At 69.5% G+C, this 18,835-nt stretch carries 18 protein-coding genes; 7 read left to right on the plus strand and 11 right to left on the minus strand.

The window, feature by feature from the left end:
* Positions 1-2,133 (minus strand): autotransporter-associated beta strand repeat-containing protein (locus AC1DY5_RS01580; protein WP_478107715.1); only part of this gene is annotated, 2,133 nt, incomplete at its 3' end.
* Between the two features lie 210 nt (positions 2,134-2,343).
* On the opposite strand from AC1DY5_RS01580, the gene AC1DY5_RS01585 reads away from it, so the two are divergent.
* A complete protein-coding gene (locus AC1DY5_RS01585) occupies positions 2,344-3,018 on the plus strand; it encodes a histidine phosphatase family protein (RefSeq protein ID WP_478107717.1) in 675 nt (224 codons plus the stop codon).
* Between the two features lie 18 nt (positions 3,019-3,036).
* On the opposite strand, the gene AC1DY5_RS01590 is transcribed toward AC1DY5_RS01585, so the two are convergent.
* Genes AC1DY5_RS01590 through AC1DY5_RS01610 form a run of 5 tightly spaced genes read right to left on the minus strand, consistent with a single transcriptional unit; the run spans position 3,037 to position 8,396 of the window.
* A complete protein-coding gene (locus AC1DY5_RS01590) occupies positions 3,037-3,756 on the minus strand; it encodes a CoxG family protein (protein ID WP_478107719.1) in 720 nt (239 codons plus the stop codon).
* The gene (locus AC1DY5_RS01595; RefSeq protein WP_478107721.1) at positions 3,746-4,222 is read right to left on the minus strand and encodes a (2Fe-2S)-binding protein; all 477 of its coding nucleotides are present in this window, start codon (positions 4,220-4,222) and stop codon (positions 3,746-3,748) included. The genes AC1DY5_RS01590 and AC1DY5_RS01595 overlap by 11 nt, the downstream gene beginning before the upstream one ends.
* Entirely contained in the window at positions 4,219-5,097 is an 879-nt protein-coding gene (locus tag AC1DY5_RS01600; RefSeq protein WP_478107724.1) for an FAD binding domain-containing protein, read from the minus strand. Before AC1DY5_RS01600 ends, AC1DY5_RS01595 begins: the two co-directional genes overlap by 4 nt.
* A complete protein-coding gene (locus AC1DY5_RS01605) occupies positions 5,090-7,387 on the minus strand; it encodes a xanthine dehydrogenase family protein molybdopterin-binding subunit (protein WP_478107726.1) in 2,298 nt (765 codons plus the stop codon). The genes AC1DY5_RS01600 and AC1DY5_RS01605 overlap by 8 nt, the downstream gene beginning before the upstream one ends.
* A gap of 16 nt (positions 7,388-7,403) precedes the next feature.
* Positions 7,404-8,396 (minus strand): Bug family tripartite tricarboxylate transporter substrate binding protein, encoded by a 993-nt coding sequence (locus AC1DY5_RS01610; protein WP_478107728.1) that lies wholly within the window; start codon positions 8,394-8,396, stop codon positions 7,404-7,406.
* 230 nt (positions 8,397-8,626) lie between these two features.
* Here AC1DY5_RS01610 and AC1DY5_RS01615 point away from each other — a divergent pair, with 230 nt between their 5' ends.
* Complete coding sequence (locus AC1DY5_RS01615) at positions 8,627-9,163, plus strand: MarR family transcriptional regulator (RefSeq protein ID WP_478107730.1); 537 nt, start codon at positions 8,627-8,629, stop codon at positions 9,161-9,163.
* 4 nt (positions 9,164-9,167) lie between these two features.
* Here the strand turns inward: AC1DY5_RS01615 and AC1DY5_RS01620 are convergent, their stop codons facing one another.
* Both AC1DY5_RS01620 and AC1DY5_RS01625 read right to left on the minus strand, forming a co-directional pair.
* The gene (locus AC1DY5_RS01620) at positions 9,168-9,509 is read right to left on the minus strand and encodes a hypothetical protein (protein WP_478107732.1); all 342 of its coding nucleotides are present in this window, start codon (positions 9,507-9,509) and stop codon (positions 9,168-9,170) included.
* A gap of 19 nt (positions 9,510-9,528) precedes the next feature.
* On the minus strand, positions 9,529-9,777 hold the full coding sequence (locus AC1DY5_RS01625; RefSeq protein ID WP_478107735.1) for a GlsB/YeaQ/YmgE family stress response membrane protein: 249 nt from the start codon (positions 9,775-9,777) through the stop codon (positions 9,529-9,531).
* Positions 9,778-9,914: 137 nt separating this feature from the next.
* Here AC1DY5_RS01625 and AC1DY5_RS01630 point away from each other — a divergent pair, with 137 nt between their 5' ends.
* Positions 9,915-10,544, plus strand: coding sequence for a YbhB/YbcL family Raf kinase inhibitor-like protein (locus AC1DY5_RS01630; RefSeq protein WP_478107737.1), 630 nt, complete (start codon positions 9,915-9,917; stop codon positions 10,542-10,544).
* A gap of 104 nt (positions 10,545-10,648) precedes the next feature.
* Here the strand turns inward: AC1DY5_RS01630 and AC1DY5_RS01635 are convergent, their stop codons facing one another.
* On the minus strand, positions 10,649-11,467 hold the full coding sequence (locus tag AC1DY5_RS01635; RefSeq protein ID WP_478107740.1) for a creatininase family protein: 819 nt from the start codon (positions 11,465-11,467) through the stop codon (positions 10,649-10,651).
* Positions 11,464-12,393 carry a LysR family transcriptional regulator gene (locus AC1DY5_RS01640; RefSeq protein ID WP_478107742.1) on the minus strand — a complete coding sequence of 310 codons (930 nt, stop codon included), beginning with the start codon at positions 12,391-12,393 and terminating at the stop codon, positions 11,464-11,466. The genes AC1DY5_RS01635 and AC1DY5_RS01640 overlap by 4 nt, the downstream gene beginning before the upstream one ends.
* Before the next feature lie 84 nt (positions 12,394-12,477).
* Between AC1DY5_RS01640 and AC1DY5_RS01645 the strand changes: the two genes are divergently transcribed.
* The gene (locus AC1DY5_RS01645) at positions 12,478-13,488 is read left to right on the plus strand and encodes a zinc-binding alcohol dehydrogenase family protein (protein WP_478107744.1); all 1,011 of its coding nucleotides are present in this window, start codon (positions 12,478-12,480) and stop codon (positions 13,486-13,488) included.
* A 13-nt stretch (positions 13,489-13,501) separates the two neighbouring features.
* On the opposite strand, the gene AC1DY5_RS01650 is transcribed toward AC1DY5_RS01645, so the two are convergent.
* Positions 13,502-14,848 carry a PQQ-dependent sugar dehydrogenase gene (locus AC1DY5_RS01650; protein ID WP_478107746.1) on the minus strand — a complete coding sequence of 449 codons (1,347 nt, stop codon included), beginning with the start codon at positions 14,846-14,848 and terminating at the stop codon, positions 13,502-13,504.
* 136 nt (positions 14,849-14,984) lie between these two features.
* Between AC1DY5_RS01650 and AC1DY5_RS01655 the strand changes: the two genes are divergently transcribed.
* The 3 genes from AC1DY5_RS01655 (at position 14,985) to AC1DY5_RS01665 (ending at position 18,811) form a co-directional block, all read left to right on the plus strand.
* Positions 14,985-15,731 carry an alanyl-tRNA editing protein gene (locus tag AC1DY5_RS01655; protein WP_478107749.1) on the plus strand — a complete coding sequence of 249 codons (747 nt, stop codon included), beginning with the start codon at positions 14,985-14,987 and terminating at the stop codon, positions 15,729-15,731.
* Positions 15,732-15,838: 107 nt separating this feature from the next.
* Positions 15,839-18,025: a protein-disulfide reductase DsbD family protein gene (locus AC1DY5_RS01660; protein WP_478107751.1), complete on the plus strand. Its 2,187-nt coding sequence runs from the start codon at positions 15,839-15,841 to the stop codon at positions 18,023-18,025.
* Between the two features lie 93 nt (positions 18,026-18,118).
* Complete coding sequence (locus AC1DY5_RS01665) at positions 18,119-18,811, plus strand: thioredoxin family protein (protein ID WP_478107753.1); 693 nt, start codon at positions 18,119-18,121, stop codon at positions 18,809-18,811.
* The last annotated feature ends 24 nt before the right edge of the window (positions 18,812-18,835 follow it).

Here is an 18,835-nt window from a genome sequence, read left to right on the forward strand (position 1 = left end):
GCCCAGCATCGCCAGGTCGTTCTGCCGCAACTGGGCGGGCACGGCGGCGACCAACGGAACTTCGGCGCGGTAGGCCGTGACGGGTGCAGGTGCCGGCGGCAGCACCGTCGGGGCCGGCGCGGGCGCCGGCGCCGGCGCGGAAGGTGCCGGAGGTGCCGGAGGAGCCGGAGGAGCCGGGGGAGCAGGTGGCGCGGGCGGGGCCGGCGGTGCGGGAGGCGCGGGAGGCGCAGGAGGCGCCGGTGGGGCCGGAGGCGTCGGGATTACGTCCGAGCGCAGGTACCAGTTCTCGCCCGCGCCGCTGGCATCGGCAGCGTAGAGGCGGTATTCGAAGGCGCCCGCATCCACGTGTCCGCCGCTGAGCGCGAAGGCATCGCGCGTGGACTGGGCCGTGGTGGTCGCGCCGTTGAGGGCCGAAATCACCTGGATGCCGCTGCCCGTCGTCTGCCCGCCCAGGCCGCCCAGGTTGGTGATCTGCACGGTGGTGTTGCCGCTGGCACTGGCGCCGGGGCCGTCGAGCACCAGCCGGTCGGACGGGCCGCTGGCATTGAGCGTGGTGCCCAGCTTCAATAGGCCACTATTGCCGACGTAAGCGCCCGTGACCCGCAATTCGGTGCCCGGCACGGTGCCGACCAGCGACACGGTGCCGCTGTTGGAAAGCGAGGCCACGCTCTGGCTGAAGCCCGCCAGGTCGAGCGTGGCGCCCGCGGCCACCGTGTGCGGCGAGGCGGCGCTCAGGGTGTTGGCAGCGACCGCGCGCAAGGTGCCGGCGTTGACGCTGGTGGCGCCGGTGTAGGTGTTGGCGCCGCTGAGTGTCAGAGTGCCGATGCCCACCTTGGTCAGCGAACCACCCGTGGCAGTCACTGCTGGGCTGTAGACGGTGCCTAAGGCATCCTGCAGCGCCGGCCCCTGGTCGGAGATGACGCCGCTGATGGCGTCGTTGCCGCCAAGAGCCCCGACTGTCAGGTTCCTGCTGCCCAGGGTCACATCGCCCGCGCCGGAGAGCGAGCCCACCGACACGCTGCTGGCGGCACCGCTGGCGAACAAGCGGCCACCCGCATTGTTCTCCACCGCTGCATGGCTCAGGTCGGTCGTGTTGTTCAGAAAGAGCGTGCCGCCGTTGTTTCGGATCACGGCATTGCCGCCGTCGCTGTTGTCGTTGAAATAGAGCCGTCCGCCATTGCTCACGATCGTTGCATTGCCCGCGGTGGCCTGGGAATTGAAGAACACGTACGAGCCAGCGCCATTGATCGTCAACGACCCGGTGCCGGCGCTGGCGCCGCTGTTGTTGAACTGCAAGCCGCTGTTGGTGCCAAGCACGTTGGTGCTGCCGGTGACCGTGATATTCGAAACACCGGCACTGGCGCCATCGAACAGGAGCTCGGCGTTGCTGCCGATCTGGATCGGCCCGGTGCCGAACGRACCGGTTGTGCTGGTCGCGACGTTGATGCGACCGCCTGCGGCCGATCCCGCGATGCTGGTGCCGCCGCTGAAGTTGTTGCCGGCGTTGTTGATGCTGAGGCGCCGGACATCGCTCACGCCCGACGGCACGGTGCTGGTGTTGACCAGCGACAGCGGGCCGGTGCCCGAAATGACGCCGGTCAACGAGTTGGCCTCGGTGTCGTTGACGTCGATCGTGCCTCCGCCGGCGCCGAGTTGGATGGCGCGCGGACTCGCGAAGCCGTTGCTGCCGAGGCGCAACGTGGCGTTGTTCTCGAACGCGATCGCCGCGTTGCTGACGGTGCTGCCAAGTTGTGCATCGGTATTGACTCGCAGCACGCCACCGCTGAGGGTCGTCACCCCCGTGTAGCTGTTCACGGCCGTCAGCGCCAGGGCGCCGGCGCCGGTCTTGGTGATGCCGCCCGTGCCGCTGATGTCGCCCGACTGGGTCGCGCTACCGGTCGCGACGTCCAGCGTGATCGCAGGCGGCGAGGACACCAAGGGGGTCGCATAGGTCTCGCCGTCGCCGTACGCGTGGCTCTGCGCCGCCGCGGATGGCGCCAGCGTGCTGAGGCCGGCCAGCACCAGTGTGGTCGCCAGCCCGCTGGAACGCTTGCCGCGCGCCGAAGTGATCTCGGAAACGGCCACCCAGGCGCCAAGTGCGTGGTTCCACACACTGCGAAATGACTTGTTCATACTCCTGCAAATCCTTCTCTTGGCCGTGCAGGGAGGACGCCCAGCACTGCATATGCTACAAAAGTATCTATTTTTACATGTTGAGTACTTTTTAACTTAATTTATTACATTTATACCGCCTTTCTTGAAGGGAATCACGAGTGGAATCCCAGCCCCCGCCGTCGCCGCCGCGACCGCAGTTCGCGCGCGCCATTGGCAGAATCCAGCGCCATGGGAACCCTCTATCTCGTGCGCCACGGACAGGCCAGCTTCGGCGCCGCCGACTATGACCAGCTCAGCGATCTGGGCCGCCGGCAGTCGGTGCGGCTGGGCGAGTACTGGCGCGAGCGCGGCATGCGCTTCGACGCCGTGATCACCGGCACGCTGAAGCGCCATCGCCAGACCTGGGAGGGCATCGCCGAGGGCTTGGGGCTCGAGGGCGAGGATGTCCTGCCCTGGCCCGGCCTCAACGAGTACGACAGCGAGGCGATCATTTCCACGATCCATCCCGGCAAGCTCGAGAAGCCCGACTCGCCGGAGATGTACCGCCACCATTTCCGCCTGCTGCGCGAAGGGCTGCGCGCCTGGATGCAGGGCCGCACCGAACCGGCCGGCATGCCGAGCTATGTCGATTTCCTGGCGGGTGTGACGGCAGCTCTCGACCACGTGCGCGACAAGCACCACGGCGCGAAGGTGCTGGTGGTGTCGAGCGGCGGGCCGATCAGCACGGCCGTGGGCCATGTGCTGGGCACCAGCCCCGAGACCACGGTCGAACTGAACCTGCGGATCCGCAACACTGCGGTGACCGAGTTCGCGTTCACGCCGAAGCGCCACATGCTGCTGACCTACAACACGCTGCCGCATCTCGACGGCCCGGCGTACGAAGGCTGGATCACCTATTCCTGAACTGCGGCGCGCCGCGGGCTACTTCGTCAGTTCGCGCAGCCAGCCGGCGCAGTCGGCCGAGGATTCGACTGGCCAGTCGACCTTGAGCGCGGTGTCACCGCGCTGCAATTCCACATGGATGTGTCGGCCGTCCGCGGTGCGGCCGTTGACCAGGCGCGACCACCAGCCACGAGGCGGTGCCACGTGCAGGGTCGGCAGCACCGCAGTGGGCGGCGAGGTGGGCGGCGCGGCTGGCGTCGGGAGGGGTGCCGAACCTGGCGCGGACCCAGGCGCCGGCGCAGCGGCCACCGGGCCGCTCTCCAGCCGCGCCACAAGGTTCTGGCCGAACTCCTCCCACATCCGGTCGGCCTTAGTCTTCATGACGCTGAGCCCGAAGGTGCCGAGCCGCCCGAGCACGTCGACCTTGACCTTCATGCGCAGCTCGGTGCGGCCGTCGGGCAGTTCGGCCAGGAAGAGCTCGCTCTGCTGCTTCAGCGAGCTGGCGACCGAGGTGTCCTCGCCGGTGCCTTCGCAGCGCAGGTAGTGCGGCGCCTGCTGCTCGACGATGGTCGTGCGGAGCTTGAATTTCGCGCTGATAAAGGAGATCTTGACGTGGATCTGGGCGATGTACTCGACGTCGCTGACCACCTCGATCGACTTCATGCCGGGCACGCAGCTGCCCATCACATTGGGATCGAGCAGCATCTGCCAGACCCGGGCCGCGGGCGCGGCGACCGTCAATTTTTTTTCAATTTCCACGCATCTTCTCCGCAGCGTTCATGACGGACTCGACGATCTGCGTGTAGCCGGTGCAGCGACACAGGTTGCCGCTGAGGCCGTGGCGCACTTCGTCCACCGTCGGGTGAGGGTTCCGGGCCAGCATCGCGCACGACGCCATCAGGAAACCGGGGGTGCAGTAGCCGCATTGAAGGCCACCGCATTGCATGAAGCTCTCCTGCAGCGGGTGCAGGGCATCGCCGTTGCCGAGGCCTTCGACCGTCGTGATGCGGCAGCCGTCGGACTGCACTGCCAGCGACAGGCAGGACTTGACCACCTCGCCATCGACGATCACCGAACAGGCGCCGCAGGTGCCGGTCTCGCAGCCGCGCTTGGTGCCCGTGAGGTGCAGGTCGTCGCGCAGGAAGTCCGACAGCATGCGTCGCGCCGGCACCTCCATCGTTTGCGCTTCACCGTTGACGGTGACTGCGATCAGATGTTTGCTCATGGCGTGTCTCCGTCGATGGCCAGGTCGAACAGCTGGGCGATGGTGCGCCGGGCCACCACCCGCACCATGTCGCGGCGATAGTCCTCGCTGCCGCGCGAATCCGAGACCGCGAGGATGTCCGCGCTCGCGATGCCGGCCGCCTCGGCCGCCACCTCTGCGGTCACGGTCCTGCCGGCTAGGAAGGCTTCGGCCCGCGCGACGCGGGCCGGGATCGGCGTCGAGGCGCCGACCACCAGCCTGGCTTCATGGCAGCGGGCGCCGCTGCGGCGCACCGACAGCGCGACGTTGACCAGCGGCCGGTGTTCGGCCGCGGTGCGCCGGAAACGGGTGTAGCGACCGTCGCCGTCGGCCGGCGGCGCCGGCACGCGAATGTCGAGCACCACCTCGTCGGGCTCGATGGCCGTGACGTAGTAGTCGACCAGGAACTCCTCCATGCCGAGCACCCGCTCGCCGCGCGAACTGGCCAGCGTGACCCGAGCGTCGAGCGCCATCAGGCAGCTCGGCGGATCGGTGGCCGGGTCGGCATAGCAGAGGTTGCCGCCGATCGTGCCCTGGTGGCGCACCTGCGGGTTCGCCACCTGGGCCGCCATCGCGGCCAGCATCGGGTAGTGCCGCTGCACCAGCGACGAGCGCGCGACATCGCAGTGGCGCGACAGCGCGCCGATGCGCAGGCCCTCGCGCGCATCGAAGGAAATGCCGCGCAGCGCCTCCAGCCGCGCGATCGAGACGATGTGGGTCGGCGTCAGCATGCGCTGACGCATCGCCAGCATCAGGGCGCTGCCGCCGGCAATCACGCGGCAGTCGTCGCCGAGGTCGGCCAGCATGCGGCTGGCCTCGTCGATCGAGGCCGGCTGCAGGAAATCGAAATCACGCATCACGCGCTCCTTGCAGTTCGCGCAGGCCCGCCAGCACCTTCTCGGGCGTGATCGGCAGGTCGTGGATGCGCACGCCGATGGCGTCGTAGACCGCGTTCGCGATCGCCGGCGCGCCAGGCAGGATCGCGGTTTCGCTGGCGCCCTTGGCGCCGTACGGGCCGTTCGGATCGATCGACTCGACGATGCCGCCGCGCAGCATCGGCACCGCGTCGCTGGTGGCCATCGTGTAGTCGGCGAAGTTGCCGTTGGCGATGCGGCCGCCCTCGAGTTGAAGATGCTCGTAGAGCGCCCAGCCGATCGCCTGCACGGTGGCGCCGTTGGTCTGGCCGTGGATCGCCAGCGGGTTCAGCGCCTTGCCGCAGTCGTCGGAGACGAAGCTGTCGACGACCGTGACCTGGCCGGTCTCGGTGTCGACCTCGACCTCGACCGCCTGGGCCGCGAACGAGTAGGCCGGCGCGATGTTGCCGTAGACTTGGTCGTCGTGCATCTGCGTGCGGGCGTCCCAGCTGCCGCCGACCTGCAGGCCCTCGCCGCCGTGTCGCCAGACGTGCAGTCGAGCCAGTTCGGCCAGCGTGCAGCAATGCGCCGGTTCGGCCATGACGCGCACCGTGCCGCCGGCGCATTCGAGCTGCTCGGCCGGCACATCGAGCCGGGTCGCGGCCAGCGCGACGAGCTTGTCGCGTGCCATGCGCGCTGCCACGATCGCCGCGTTGCCGCCGGCGATGGTGACGCGCGAGGCCAGCGAGCCGATCGCGATCGGCGACGTGTCGGTGTCGGGCGGCACCACGTGGGTGTGGGCCAGCGGGATGTCGAGCTCGTGCGCCACCACCTGGCTTAGCATCGTCATCGCGCCCTGGCCCATGTCGGCTTCGCCGCTGTGGATGAAGACCCGGCCATCTTCGTTGACCTTGACGACCACCGTCGAACCATCCCAGTTTCCGATGGTGCGGTTTCCGCTGACGTGCATCGCCGCAGCCATGCCGACGCCGCGGCGCCGGACTCCGGGGGACTTGGCTGTCGCGCGCTTGTTCTTCCAGTCGATGGCATCGATCGCCTGGTCGATGCATTCCTTGAGGCCGGTGCTGCCGATCTGCCAGCCATGGATCGAGGTCTCGCCGGCACCGATCGCATTGAGCTTGTGGATCGAGACCGGATCGAGCGCGAGCTGCTCGGCCATCGTGTGGATGTGGCTGTTGAGCGCGAACAGCATCTGCGAACCGCCGAAGCCGCGGAAGGCGCCGTGCGGCGGCGTGTGGGTGTAGACCAGCGTGGCGTGCGAACGCACGTTCGGGTTGCGGTGCATGTTGTCGCTGCGCATCGCGCTGACGTGCATCACCTCGGCCGCGAGGCCGCTGTAGGCGCCGCAGTCGGCCACGATGCGCACGTCCTTGGCGACGATCAGTCCGCTGCGAGTCATGCCGAGCCTGAGCGTGATGCGCTCCGGCACGCTGGAGGGCGCCGCCAGGAAATCCTCGAGCCGGTTGTTGACCAGCCGCACCGGCCTGCCGGTTTTGAGCGCGAGCAAGCCGGCGATCAGGTTGTTGGCGTCTTCGACCATCTTGCCGCCGAAGCCGCCGCCGGTGGTCGCCTGGTGCACGCGGATGCGCGAGATCGGCATCTCGAGCGCGGCCGCCAGGCGCAGCCGCGCCTGGGTAACCGACTGGGTCGAGGTCCACACCACCAGCCGGCCGTCGGGCTCGAGCGCCGCGACCGTGGCCATCGGCTCGAGGTAGCCTGGGTACTGCGCATGCGTGCTGTAGGTGGCCTCGTGCACCAGGTCGGCCGAGGCGAAGCCGGCATTGACATCGCCGCGCTCGAAGCGGATCTCGTGCGAGACGTTGTTGCGCCCCGGATGCACGCCCGGCGCCTCCTCGTCGAGCGCCTCGTCGGGCGTCAGGATCGCCGGCAGTTCTTCATACTCGACCTGGATGCGGTCTAGCGCATCGCGCGCGATCTCTTCGCTCGCGGCGGCCACCGCGGCGACCTCCTCGCCGGCGAAGCGGACCACGCCTTCGGCCAGGATACGGCGCTCCTTGTGATGCACACCCCACATCGCGCGCGGCGCGTCGGCGCCGGTCAGCACCGCCTTTACGCCCGGCAGCGCCAGCGCCGCCGAAGTGTCGATGGCGGCGATGCGCGCGTGAGGGTAGGGACTGCGCAGCACCGCGCCATGCAGCATGCCGGCGACCTTGAGATCGCCGGCGTACTGCGCGCGCCCCAGCACCTTGGCGCGCGCAGTGACCTGCGGCACGTCCTGCCCCAGGGTCGAATGATTCGTTCCGGCTGTCATGCGCTCGCTCGCCGGCCTATTCGGCCGACACGCCGAGGTCTCGGATCACCTTGCCCATCACCTCGTAGTCGGAGGCGTTGGTCTTGCCGAGCAGTTCGGGGGCGCCCCCCATCGGCAGGGCGCCGAAGGTGGCCAGCTTCTCGACCACTTCGGGCGACTTGAGGATCTCGTTGAGCTGCGTGTTGAGCAGCTTCACCACTTCGGCCGGCGTTCCCTTGGGCGCGAAGAAGCCGTTCCAGGAGCCGACCACCACGTCCTTGTAGCCGGCCTCCACCAGCGTCGGCACGCTGGGCACCAGCTTCGAGCGCTGGGCGTCGCCGATGGCCAGGGGCACCAACCGGCCCTGCTGGATGTACTGCGCCACCGGCCCGAGCGTGACCCAAGCGGTGTCGACGTGACCTGCGACCACGTCGGTCACTGAGGGGCCGACGCCGCGATAGGGCACGTGGGTGATCTTGACGCCGGCCTCGCGGTTGAGCCATTCGCCGAGGATGTGCATCGGCGAGCCGGCGCCGGGGCTGGCGTAGCTGAGCGCCTTGCCGCCCTTCGCGCTGTTGACCATCTCGGACACCGACTTCACGCCTGCCGCCGGATTGGCGACCAGCACCAGCGGCTGCACCGCCGTCTTGATGATCGGATCGAAGCCGTGCAGGACGTCGTAGCCGGCGCTCGGCGACAGCTTCATCACCAGCGGCGCGGTGGTGAACGGGTTCGGCGTGAACAGCAGCGTATAGCCGTCGGCCGGCGCCCGGCCGACGAAGTTGTTCCCCAGCGCGCCGCCGGCGCCGGGCTTGTTGTCGATGATCACCGGCTGCTTCAGGCGCTGCGACAGCTTGTCGGCGAAAAGGCGCGCGATCGCGTCGGTGTCGCCGCCCGGCGGGTAGGAGACCACCACCGTGATCGGCTTGGCGGGGTAGGCCGCGGCGGTCTGGGCCTGCACCGAGCCCAAGGTCAGTGAGAGGGCGCCTGCGATGGCGGCGGTGACGAACAGGCGGCGTTCGGATTTCATCGGAGGGGGCTCCATCAAGGGACGATTGGGGGCAGCATGCTTGACATTTCACATACGGAACAATTGCCCGTTGAGGAAACGATGTCTCGATTCTTCGCTAAGTAGGTTGATTGATCAACCTAGCACAATAGCGGATTGACAAATCAACAGAAACGGCGTCCACCCGTCTTTTCCCGAATTCGATGAGACGATTCGCCCCACTGCCCCTGCCGCGTGCGCCCACCCTGACCATGGACTCCACCAAAGAAAACACCCTGCCATTGCCTGCCGCCGGGAGCGAAAGCTCACGCTCGCCCTGGGAGGACCTCGAGGAAGGCGGCGCCGGCCTGGCGATCGACGATTTCCTGACGACGATGATGAGTCACGCCAGCAATGCGCTGAGGCGCGCGATCACCGTGCCCTACGCCGAGCAGGCCGGCCTGACGGTGTCGGAATGGCGCATGCTGTCGGTGCTGGCCGAGGCGCGGCAGCTGCCCTTCATGGAACTGGTGGTGCGCGCCGCGGCCGACAAGGCACAGGTCAGCCGGACGCTGCGCCTGCTCGAGGGCCGCGGACTGCTGTCGCTGCACGCCGAACAGCAAGGGACGCGCAAGTGGCAGACCTGCCGGATCAGCCCGCTCGGGCAGGCCCTCTATGAGCAGGTCATTCCGCTCGCGCGCCAACGCCAGGCGGCCGTGATCCGCCAGCTGAGCCCGGAAGACCGCGTGGTGCTCTACCGGGCCCTCAAGACGCTGCGCCACATCGGCGAGGCGTCGATCGGGCTCTGAACGGTCAGGCCTGCCAGACTCCRTAGCCGGCCTCTCTCAGCGCGATGCCGAGCTCGACCTCCATCTCCCTCGCGGCCTCGTAGGGCATCGGGTTGTACATCGCGTACAGCACCGGCAGCAGCCGCAGGCCGTGGTCGCGCACGAAGCCGTTGGCCTGGATGCCGGCCTTGTGCTTGTCGAAGCGCACATCGGGATCGAGCCCCGTCATGCCGACATAGACAAAGGGCATGCCGAGGCGGTAGTCGGGGTTGGCGCGCCGGAAGCGGGCCACGTTCCAGACCTGGTCGTCGAGTTCGACCACATAGACGTGGTGATGGTGGCGGCTGCGCGCCTTTCGGACCGGCATGCGCGCGCCCTGCGCCGGATCAGCTCTTGCGCTTGATCAGGCCGTACAGGAACAGCAGCACGATGGCGCCGACCACCGAGGCGATGAAGCCCGCGCCCTGCCCTGCGGTGTACCAGCCCATGGCCTGGCCGACATAGGTCGCGATCAGCGAGCCGGCAATGCCGACCAAGGTGGTGACGATGAAGCCGGCCGAGTCGTCGCCAGGTTTGATCGCGCGTGCCACCAGGCCCGCGACGAAGCCGATCAGAATGGTCCAGACGATGCTCATGCGGATCCTTGGTGAGGTGGTGACGGAAGCCGCAACGCCGAAGCGCGCGGCCGTTTTGATGATAGCGGGCCGCGACCGACAGCGCCTGTAGGCCGGCGGCCATCGCGCGGCCGGGGGCGCTGCTATATAACTTGTGCATGCTCGAAAAGCTTCCCGACGCGATCGGCCACGCCTTGCACGGGGTGCGTGCCGGCCTCGATGAAATCGCCTTCAATACGATCGGACTGCGTGCCGGCATGGGCTCGATCACGGTCAGCAGCCTGGCTTTCGCCGACCACGCGCCGCTGCCGGAGCGCTACACGGCCGATGGCGCCGGCCGCTCGCCACCGATCGACTGGCTCGGCGTGCCGGCCGGCGCCGCCGCGCTGGTGCTGGTGGTGGAGGACGCCGATTCGCCGACACCGCATCCGCTGGTGCACGCCATCGTGGTCGACCTGCCGCCCAGCGACGGCAGCCTGCAGGAATCCGCGCTGCCGAGCCCCGACCACGAAGGCAACGGCGTTCACGCGGGCCGCAATTCCTACCTGCAGGCGGCCTGGCTGCCGCCCGATCCGCCACCCGGGCACGGGGTCCACCGCTACGCCTTTCAGATGTTCGCGCTGGGCACTGCGCCGGACTTCTCGACCAATCCGGGGCGCGACGAGGTGTTCGAGGCGCTGCGTGCGCATGCGATCGCCAGCGGCCTGCTGATCGGCACCTGCGAGCGGCACGACGGCTCGATCAAACTGCCGGAGTTCGTGCCGACGGGCCCGCTGGTCGCAGGCTGATGTGACCCCCACGCTCCCCCACTGCGTGTGGGTCGCTGCCCCCAAGGGGGCCGCAGGCCGCCTTGGGGCGGCCCGGCGCCGGCCTGGTCACGCGTCGCCCGCGTTCAGGGCAGCGGCTGCGTATAGGCAGTGTCCAGAGGCAAGCGCGACACCTCGGCCAGCAGTGCGGCCAGTTGCGTGGCGCTGGCATCGACCAGCGCCCGGCCTTTTTCCGCGGTCGCGGCGGCGGCATTGCCGGCGGCGCCCTCGGGGTTGTAGTCCTCCATCGCCCAGCCGAACTTGGCGCTGCGTCCGTTGCCGAGGATCGCGTAGTCGACCGCGCGCTGGCGCGAGGTCGAGCCGAAGTCGCGGGCCGCGGCCATCGTGACCTGCCCGGGGGCCAGCGCCAGCATCATCGAGGTTTCCATCTCGCCGGCGTGGACGCCGAAGCGGTGCTCGTCGGCGCTGAACTGCGCACCGGCCTCGCCCAGCGGCAGGTTGAACCAGCTGGTGCTGTAGACGATCAGGCCGTGCGCCGCGCGCAGCTCGCGCGCCACGATGTCCATGGCGCCCGAATGCCCGCCATGGGCATTGAACAGCACCAGCTTTCGCAGACCGGCCCGCGCGACGCCGGCGCCGATCTCGCTCCAGAGCCGGATCAGCGTGCCGGACGAGAGCGTCAGCGTGCCGGGGAAGCGGGCGTGCTCGGGGCTCAGGCCGATCTGCTGGGTCGGCAAGAACAGCACCGGCAACTCGGCCGGCAGCAGAGGCAGCGTGGCGGCGACGATGCCGTCGGCCAGGGTCGAGTCGACCCCCAGCGGCAGGTGCGGGCCATGCTGCTCGGTGGCGCCGAGCGGCAGCACCGCCACCGTGGCGGCGGGGTCGAGGGCGGCGAAGTCGCACGTCGTGAGCTGGGACCAGAAGCGGCTGGCAGGGGCGGTCATGTACTGATCTTAGAGCCTGCCGGGCCTCCGGCGGCGGCCTCGAACTTGCGCGCCAGGAAGTCGACCAGCGCCCGCACCCGCGCCGGCACGAAGCGGCCGCTGGGCAGCAGCGCATGCAGCGGATAGGGCTCAGTGTCCCAGTCGGGCAGCAGGCGCACCAGGACGCCGGCGGCCACGTCGCGCTGCAGGTCGAGTTCGGACTTCAGGGTGATGCCGCGCCCGGCCAACGCCCACTCGCGCGCCAGCGAGGCGTCGTCGACCACCCGGTCGCCATCCACGCGCACTTCGGTCCAATGGCCGTTGCGGCAAAAGCGCCAGAGCCGCTGGCGGCGACCGCCGCGGTGGAAGGTGAGGCAGTTGTGCTGCAACAGGTCTTGCGGCGTCTGCGGCGCGGGATGGCGCTCCAGGTAGCCGGGCGACGCGCACAGCGCCGGACGCGAATCGGCGAGCCGGCGCGCCACCAGCCGCGAGTCGGCCAGCGGGCCGTAGCGCAGCGCGAGGTCGACCTCGTCGCGCGTGACGTCGAGCGGGCGATCGCCGACCGCAAGCGCCAGCTGCAGGCCCGGGTGCAGGTCGAGGAACTCGTCGAACCAGGGCAGCAGCGCCACCCGCGTGAGGTCCGACGGCGCCGCGACCCGCACGGTGCCGACCAGCGCGCCGCGATCGGCCAGCACCAGCGACTCGCCCTCTGCCAGCAGCTCGAAGGCGCGCACCGCGTAGTCGAGCAGGGTCTGGCCCTGCGGCGTCAGGCGCATGGCCCGGGTCGAACGCTCAAACAGGCGCGCGCCCAGTTGCGCCTCGAGCCGCTTGAGGGTCGCGCTGGCCGCCGCCGGCGTGATGCCGAGCGCCAATGCGGCCGCGGTGAGCGTGCCGCCCCGGGCGGTGTGCACCAGCACCTGCAGGTCGGCGATATTTTCAATCCTCATTTGAAGGTGAAGCTTCTATATGACGTCTTATCAATTCGAGGTTGCGACTCTACATTTCTCCCATTGCAACGATCAAGGAGTCCCATGAAAGCCGTCGGCTACCGCCAGTGCCTGCCCATCGACAACCCCAACGCGCTCGAGGACCTCGCGCTGCCGGACCCGACGCCCGGCGCCCGCGACCTGCTGGTGCGCGTGAAGGCCATCTCGGTCAACCCGGTCGACACCAAGGTTCGCCGCAATGCGACCCCCGAAGCCGGTCAGGCCAAGGTGCTCGGCTGGGACGCGGTCGGCACGGTCGAGGCGATCGGCCCGGCGGTGACGAAGTTCAAGCCCGGCGACCGGGTCTACTACGCCGRCTCGATCGTCCGGCCGGGCGCCAACAGCGAACTGCACGCCGTCGACGAGCGCATCGCGGCGCTGGCACCCCGAAGCCTCGGCGACGCCCAGGCTGCGGCGCTGCCGCTGACCACGATCACGGCCTACGAGCTGCTGTTCGACCGCCTGCAGGTGCCGCAGGGCGGCGGCGCGGGCCAGACCCTGCTAGTGGTCGGCGGTGCCGGCGGCGTCGGATCGATCCTGATCCAGCTGGCGCGCCAGCTGACGCAATTGCGCGTGATCGCCACCGCCTCGCGCGCCGAGACGCGGGCCTGGTGTCTCGAGCTGGGCGCCCACGCGGTGATCGATCACTCGAAGCCGCTGGCCGGCGAACTGAAGGCCGCGGGCATCGGCGAGGTCGACTTCGTCGCCAGCCTGACCCAGACCGACAAGCACTACGCCCAGATCATCGAGAGCCTCAAACCCCAGGGCCAGATGGCGGTGATCGACGACCTGCCGGTGCTCGACGCCATGGCTCTGAAGGCCAAGTGCATCTCGTTGCACTGGGAGATGATGTTCACGCGTTCGAAGTTCGAGACGCCCGACATGGCCCGCCAGGGTGAATTGCTCGCCGAGGTCGCCGGTCTGGTCGACGCCGGCCGCATCCGCACCACCGCGAACGCCAGCTTCGGCAGCATCAATGCCGCCAACCTGCGCCGCGCCCACGCGCTGATCGAGAGCGGCAAGGCGCAGGGCAAGGTGGTGCTGGAAGGATTCTGAGCGGCGCGGGCCGCTACGGCTTCGCCTTGCGGACTTTCCAGACCGCGTTGCCGACGTCATCGGCAACCAGCAGGGCGCCGCTCCGATCGAGCGCGACGCCCACCGGACGGCCCTGCGCCTTGTCGTCGTCATTCAGGAATCCCGTCAGGAAATCCACCGGCGGGCCGCTGGGCCGGCCGCCGATGAAGGGCACGAACACCACTTTGTAGCCGGCCAGCGKCTTGCGGTTCCAGGAGCCGTGCTCGCCGATGAAGGCGCCGCTGGCGAACTCGGGCGGCATGCCGCGCGGGCTCGAGAAGGCGATGCCGAGCGGCGCCCGGTGCGAGCCCAGCGCGAAGTCGGGCACCAGCGCCTTGGCCACCATGTCGGGGCGCTGCGGATTCACTCGCGGGTCGACGTAGCCGCCGAAGTAGCTCCAGGGCCAGCCATAGAAGGCGCCGTCCTTGACCGAGGTCAGGTAGTCGGGCACCAGGTCGCTGCCGAGCTCGTCGCGCTCGTTGACCACCGCCCACAGCAGTTGGGTGTCGGGCTCCCAGGCCATGGCCGCCGGGTTGCGCAGCCCGCTCGCGAACACTCGTTTCTCCCCGCTCTTCAGGTCGACCTCCCAGATCGCGGCCCGCCCCTCCTCGGCCGCCATGCCGTTCTCGGCCACGTTGCTGTTGGAACCGACGCTGACGTAGAGCTTGGTTCCCTCGCGGTTGGCGATCACATGCTTGGTCCAGTGGTGGTTGATGCCTGCCGGCAGGTCGGTCACCTTGACCGGTGTCGCCGTGATGGCGGTCTGGCCCTCGGCATAAGGCACCTTGACCAACGCATCGGCGTTGGCGATGACGAGCTCGTTTCCCACCAGCACGACGCCGAACGGCGAGCTGAGGTTCTGCAGGAAGACCTGCTTGAACTCGGCGACGCCGTCGTTGTCGGCGTCGCGCAGCAGCGTGATCCGGTTGGCGCTCGGCACGCCGGCGCCGGCCCTCTTCTGGACCATGCCCATCACTGTCTCCCTGATCTGCGCCATCAGGCCGCTGTCGTCCTTGCCCTCGGGCTTGGGCGGCTTGTTGCTCTCGACCACCAGCACATCTCCGTTGGGCAGGGTGTAGACCACGCGCGGATGATCCAGCCCGCGGGCCAGCGCCGTCACGGCGAAGCCTTCGGGCGGCAGGGGGCCCGCGGTGTCCGTCCAGCCCACGGCAGGCGCGATGAGGATGGTGGGCAGCAGGGTCTCGGTGGGTGCCGGCAGCCTCGGTGCCGGGCCGATCTCGGCCTCGGGAGGCAGCCGCGCCGTGTCGCCGCAAGCGGCAAGCAGCAGCGCCGCCGCGACCGCTGCGAGCAGCGACAGCCGCCGGGAAATCAGTGGCGTCATGGTGAAAGTCCTTCAGGCGGTCGCCGAATCGACGGCCCCGCAGCGATCATGACGACCCGTGCCACCGCCCGTTGTCGGCTGGGGGCGCTTTCGGGTGTGGGCCCACCCCCGCCCGGCGCGCCGCTACCATCGAGCCATGACCGACGACCTGTTCCGTTCCGATGCCTACCTGCGCGACTGCGAGGCCCTGGTGGTGGGCGTCGTCGCGGGCGGCATCCAGCTCGACCGCACCGTCTTCTATCCGATGGGCGGCGGCCAGGCCGGCGACAGCGGTCGCCTGCGGCTGGCCGACGGCCGCGAGATCGCGATCGCCGACACCCGCAAGGGGAGGGATGCCGAGGGCAAGCCGACCGACCTGATCCTCCACGTCCCGGCGCCGGGCCAGGAATCCGTGCTGGCCGCGTTGCAATCCGGCGACCGCGTGACCGCATCGATCGACTGGGAGCGGCGCCACAAGCTGATGCGCTTCCATACCGCCACCCACCTGCTGTGCCACTTGGTGCCGCAGCCGGTCAACGGCTGCTCGATCACGCCCGATTACGCCCGGCTCGACTTCCACATGACCGAGCCGCTCGACAAGGACGCCCTGACGGCCGGCCTGGCGCGGCTGGTGACCGAGGCCCATCCGCTGGCGGTCGGCGCCATCAGCGATGCCGAGCTCGACGCCAATCCGGCCCTGGTCAAGAGCATGAGCGTGCAGCCGCCGCGCGGCACCGGCACGGTCCGCACCATCCGCATCGGCGACGGCGCCAGTTCCATCGATTTCCAGCCCTGCGGCGGCACCCACGTGGCGAACACGCGCGAGATCGGTGCCGTGGTGGTCACCAAGATCGAGAAGAAGAGCGCCAACAGCCGGCGCGTGGTGCTGGGATGGGCCGAATGAGCGTCGCCCGGCCGCCCGAAGGCGCTCGCACCGCAGTGCAAAGCACAAAGGTCACCTTGTGAGGCCGGCCCGGAACTTCGCCCCGGCGCGCCGCTCGGACTGAAGGCATGTCTTTTCTTTCTCGTATCTTCGTCGCGGGCTTTCTTTGCGTCAGCCTCGCGGCCTGCCTGCCGGCCGCGGCGCAATTGGCGTCCCGCATCGGCCCCGTGGTCACCACCCCGCACGTGCGGGCCGAACTCGTCGCCCATGCGCCGGACGGCGTTTCACCCGGGGCGCCGGTCTGGGTCGGCCTGCAGATCGCGCACCAGCCGGGCTGGCACACCTACTGGAAGAACGCCGGCGACTCCGGCCTGCCGACCGAGCTGGCCTGGTCGCTGCCGGCGGGCGTTTCCAGTGGCGACATCGCCTGGCCGGTGCCGCGCAAGATCCCGATCGGCAACCTCGCCAATTACGGTTACGAGCACACGGTGCTGCTGCCGGTGCCGCTCACCGTGGCGCCCGATTTCAAGCCGCAGGCCGCGCTCACGGGCAGCCCGGCGCTCGAAGTCAGGCTCAAGGCTTCGTGGCTGGTGTGCAGCAAGGAGTGCATTCCCGAGGATGGCGAGTTCCAACTCAAGCTGCCGCTGCAGGGTTCGACGGCGCTTCACAAGGCGGATTTCGACGCCGCCTTCGCAGCCCAGCCGGCGGCGCTGGCACAGCCCGGGCGGATCAACGTCGAGGGCGACAGGCTGGAGGTGCGCCTCGAAGGCCTGCCCGCCGCGGCGCAGGGCAAGACCTTGGAGTTCTTCCCCGAAACCGCCGAAGTGATCCGCACCGCAGCCGTGCAGGGCAGCGACTGGACCCAGGCCTGGCGGGGCGAAGCCTGGACCGCCAGCGTGCCGCTGGCCGAACAGCGCAGCGCTAGCCCCTCCGTGATGCCGGTGGTGGTGGCGCTCGCCGAGGCCGACCGGCAGCCCGACCAACCGGTCGCTTGGCGCGCCGAGCCGCCGGTGTCCGGCGCCTGGCCGAGCACCGCGGCGCCGGTCCAGGTGTCGCCGGCGCTCAAGGCCGCGCTGGCAGCCAACGCGGGCACCGCCCCCCCGCCGCAGCCATCGGTCGGCTTCTTCGCCGCCTTGCTGGGCGCGCTGCTCGGCGGCCTGCTGCTGAACCTGATGCCCTGCGTGTTCCCGGTGCTGGCGATCAAGGTGCTGGGCTTCACGCGCCACGCCGACGACCGCCGCGCCCACCGGCTGGCTGCCCTGGCCTACACCGGCGGCGTCATCCTGTCCTKCCTSGCCCTSGGCGGCGCGATGCTGGCGCTGCGCTCGGCCGGCGCCCAGCTCGGCTGGGGCTTTCAGCTGCAGTCGCCCGCGGTGGTGGCGGCCCTGGCGGCCCTGTTCACCCTGATCGGCCTCAACCTGGGCGGCGTGTTCGAGTTCGGCCGCATGGCACCGGCCTCGCTCGGTGCCGTGCAGGCGCGCCACCCGCTGGCCAACGACTTCCTGTCGGGCGTCCTCGCGGTGGTGGTCGCCTCGCCCTGTACCGCACCGTTCATGGGTGCCTCGCTGGGGTTGGCGATCGGCCTGCCCGCCAGCCAGGCGCTGCTGATGTTCGCGGTGCTCGGCTTCGGTCTCGCCCTGCCCTACCTGGCGGCCGGTTTCGTGCCGGCTGTGGCGCGCGTGCTGCCGAGGCCCGGCGCCTGGATGAACACCCTGCGGCGCCTGCTCGCGTTCCCGATGTTCGCCACCGTGGCCTGGCTGGTCTGGGTATTGGGCCAGCAGAGTGGGATCGACGGCGCCGGCGCCCTGCTGGGGCTGCTGGTTTGCCTGGCCGCGATCGCCTGGAGCCTGACGCTGCGCGGCCGTACCCGGCTGGTGCTCGCCAGCCTGACGGTCGCCCTCACCGCGGTGCTGGCGGGCGCCATCGGCGGCCATGTGCTGCGACCGGTGGAGCCCGCCGCCACGGCGGCGGCGGGGCAGCGCTGGCAGCCGTGGTCGGCCGAGCGCGCGAACGCGCTGGTGGCGGCCGGCCAGCCGGTGTTCGTCGATTTCACGGCCGCCTGGTGCGTGACCTGCCAGTACAACAAGCGCAGCACGCTGGCCGACGCCGAGGTGATGGCCGATTTCGATGCCCGCAAGGTGGCGCTGCTGCGCGCCGACTGGACCCGGCGCGACCCCGCCATCACCGAGGCCCTGACCGCGCTGGGACGCAGCGGCGTGCCGGTTTATGTGCTGCAGTCGCCCGGCAAGCCGCCCGTGGTGCTGACCGAAATCCTCGGCAAGAATGAGCTGCGGGAGGCATTGGCACGGCTGTGACCCGGTTCCTAACGGCTTGTCACACGGACATGAGGAATCCGTTCTAAGCTGTCGCAGTTATTGAGTATTTACGCAAAGGAGTCCAAGCCGACCATGTCTGCATCGTCCTCTTCCGGCTCACGTTCGTACCGTGCTGCGCGCGATGCCCGCGCCGCCCTCAGCCGGGCCTCCCGGCGCGCCATCATGACCGCCGCGGTGGCGCTCGGCGCCACCTTCCTGATGAACGCGCAGGCCGCCGCCGCACCTGTGGTCGGCCAGCCGGCGCCCGATTTCGTCGCCGTCGACACCACCGGCGCGCAGCACCGCTTGTCGGATTTCGCCGGCAAGTTCGTGATTCTCGAATGGACCAACCCGGGCTGCCCCTTCGTCGGCAAGCACTACGGCAGCGGCAACATGCCGGCCACCCAGAAAGCCGCCACCGCCAAGGGCGTGGTCTGGCTGGCCATCAACTCGACCGAGCGCGGTCACGGCGACTACCTGAAGCCGGCGGCGCTGGCGGCCTGGATGAAGGCGCATTCAGGCGCGCCGACCGCGGTGCTGATGGACGAGGACGGCGTCATCGGCCGCGCCTACGGCGCCCGCACCACGCCGCACATCTTCATCGTCGACCCCAAGGGCACCCTGGTCTATGCCGGCGGCATCGACAGCATCCCCTCTGCCCGCGCGGACGACATCAAGACCGCCACGAACTACGTCAACCAGGCGCTCGGCGAAGCCTTCGGCAGCAAGCCGATCAGCGCCGCCGCCACCCGCCCGTACGGCTGCTCGATCAAGTACAAGACTTGATGCCGGCCGGGGTCGTGTGGCCCC

It is taken from the genome of Variovorax sp. P4_D9 (genome assembly GCF_056401695.1).

Excerpts from the sequence above, each read along its gene's own strand:
- AC1DY5_RS01585 (WP_478107717.1), top strand. The coding sequence starts at position 2,344 with ATGGGAACCCTCTATCTCGTGCGCCACGGACAGGCCAGCTTCGGCGCC.
- AC1DY5_RS01595 (WP_478107721.1), bottom strand. The coding sequence starts at position 4,222 with ATGAGCAAACATCTGATCGCAGTCACCGTCAACGGTGAAGCGCAAACG.
- AC1DY5_RS01600 (WP_478107724.1), bottom strand. The coding sequence starts at position 5,097 with ATGCGTGATTTCGATTTCCTGCAGCCGGCCTCGATCGACGAGGCCAGC.
- AC1DY5_RS01605 (WP_478107726.1), bottom strand. The coding sequence starts at position 7,387 with ATGACAGCCGGAACGAATCATTCGACCCTGGGGCAGGACGTGCCGCAG.
- AC1DY5_RS01610 (WP_478107728.1), bottom strand. The coding sequence starts at position 8,396 with ATGAAATCCGAACGCCGCCTGTTCGTCACCGCCGCCATCGCAGGCGCC.
- AC1DY5_RS01615 (WP_478107730.1), top strand. The coding sequence starts at position 8,627 with ATGGACTCCACCAAAGAAAACACCCTGCCATTGCCTGCCGCCGGGAGC.
- AC1DY5_RS01625 (WP_478107735.1), bottom strand. The coding sequence starts at position 9,777 with ATGAGCATCGTCTGGACCATTCTGATCGGCTTCGTCGCGGGCCTGGTG.
- AC1DY5_RS01630 (WP_478107737.1), top strand. The coding sequence starts at position 9,915 with ATGCTCGAAAAGCTTCCCGACGCGATCGGCCACGCCTTGCACGGGGTG.
- AC1DY5_RS01635 (WP_478107740.1), bottom strand. The coding sequence starts at position 11,467 with ATGACCGCCCCTGCCAGCCGCTTCTGGTCCCAGCTCACGACGTGCGAC.
- AC1DY5_RS01640 (WP_478107742.1), bottom strand. The coding sequence starts at position 12,393 with ATGAGGATTGAAAATATCGCCGACCTGCAGGTGCTGGTGCACACCGCC.
- AC1DY5_RS01655 (WP_478107749.1), top strand. The coding sequence starts at position 14,985 with ATGACCGACGACCTGTTCCGTTCCGATGCCTACCTGCGCGACTGCGAG.
- AC1DY5_RS01665 (WP_478107753.1), top strand. The coding sequence starts at position 18,119 with ATGTCTGCATCGTCCTCTTCCGGCTCACGTTCGTACCGTGCTGCGCGC.